The organism is Pseudoalteromonas sp. AOP7-A1-14, assembly GCF_052376275.1.
Taxonomy (GTDB): domain Bacteria; phylum Pseudomonadota; class Gammaproteobacteria; order Enterobacterales; family Alteromonadaceae; genus Pseudoalteromonas.
Genome location: NZ_JBQSVO010000286.1, coordinates 1 through 537, shown reverse-complemented (window position 1 = coordinate 537; position 537 = coordinate 1). Strand labels below are relative to the sequence as shown.

Below are 537 nucleotides of genomic sequence, written 5' to 3'. Positions count from 1 at the left end.
GCAGTTGCTGGTGTTAAATCTCTAATTTCACCTTGTATGCCAAATTCGGGCATGTTTTTAGCGACTTGCTCTAAACGTTCTGTGTAATTCGATAAGGTACGAACTGAAGCGACGGCATCAGCTTTTTGTAAAGCTTTTTCTACCGAGTTAGCTTGTTGCTCTGGTGATTTAGCGGCAAATTTACTCACGATTTTGTAGCCAACGATTAACGGTAGAATCCGCTACTTTGATAGCCTTCTTTTTTCGTAGCCAGCGTGTTAACTCCGCTATTGTCGCTCCTTGTTTGTGCATTGCAACCAGCTCTGTATGGTATTTGTCTAACCGGCTTTTTCGTTGCTTATAGCTACGCTTTCTAATCATTTTAGTTTCAGCTTTTAAGGCTGCAACTTCAGATACAGGATCAAAATCTGTCAAAATGTATAACCTTTATGTGTTTGTAAGATCTACTGGAAACACTTCGTGTAACTCAGCGACAACTTAATGCCTCTTCGCCTTTGTTTAGTCTTAGACTAGGTGTTGACTGATCTCACCCTTTTT

General features: G+C 40.4%; 2 protein-coding genes. Both read right to left on the bottom strand.

Features of this window, described 5'->3' with window-relative positions:
- Positions 1-188, bottom strand: a 188-nt coding sequence (locus ACT3RM_RS18140) for a hypothetical protein (protein WP_444511548.1), incomplete at its 3' end; no start/stop codon positions are given.
- Positions 181-414, bottom strand: coding sequence for a hypothetical protein (locus tag ACT3RM_RS18135; protein WP_226898113.1), 234 nt, complete (start codon positions 412-414; stop codon positions 181-183). The genes ACT3RM_RS18140 and ACT3RM_RS18135, both read right to left, overlap by 8 nt.
- Positions 415-537: the final 123 nt, after the last annotated feature.